Source organism: Xylanibacter caecicola (assembly GCF_013166515.1).
GTDB classification, from domain to species: domain Bacteria; phylum Bacteroidota; class Bacteroidia; order Bacteroidales; family Bacteroidaceae; genus Prevotella; species Prevotella caecicola.
Window position 1 is genome coordinate 1 of record NZ_JABKKJ010000067.1, and the last position, 752, is coordinate 752.

At 48.9% G+C, this 752-nt stretch carries 1 protein-coding gene; it reads right to left on the reverse strand.

Features of this window, described 5'->3' with window-relative positions; translation table 11 throughout:
- Positions 1-752: PcfJ domain-containing protein (locus tag HPS54_RS12810; RefSeq protein WP_253952018.1), on the reverse strand; the 752-nt coding region annotated here is incomplete at both ends.

Consider the following 752-nt stretch of genomic DNA (forward strand, 5'->3'; position numbering starts at 1 on the left):
TCACAAGGTCTATGATGCGCTCGTGATATTCGGTGTCCTGGTTGTGCTTGCCGTGGCACTGCACCACTTCGAGGGTTCGCAAGTCCACCTCTACGGTTTCAATAATCTCATCGCCAATCCTTGCCGATAGTATGAGGGTGTCGGCTTTCTTGTAGTATCCACTGCCAAACACGCAGATGCCCTGCGTCTTGCCCTCGTTGTAATACTCGTCTATGCTTTCAAGCACCTTGACGATTATTTCCTCGTCCGTGATTACCAAGCCGAAGAATTTGGATTTGTTGGCGATGAAATCCTCCGCATCTTTCTTTCGTTGGAGTTGTCGCTGTTGCTCACGCTCACGCCTTTCAATCTCCCAACGGCGTTGCTCTGCGGCTCTTTCCTTCTCGTGTATGGCTTCAATTTTTCGGGTTGCGTTGTCGTGTGCCGCCATGAAATCTTCGGGACAGATGTTCTTCGGGTTACGGAGGTCTTGACCGAGTTTTTTGAGCATACGCAGATAGTCGCACCACATTGAGAGGTTGTCTATCTGATACTTGTGACGCTTGGCAATCAGATATGATGCCCAACATTCATCGGCAGTACGGGTATTGAAAAGAAAGTGTTTCATGACCTCAATCTCACCGCCTTTCATAAGGGTTTCAATTCTTGGGTCTGAAAGCAAGGCTTTGAAAAGACGCACGGGGGAGATGCCGTGGAAATCGCCCTTGAAGCCGTTACGTCTGAGTTGGGGCAATATCCTCATCTTTGGATAT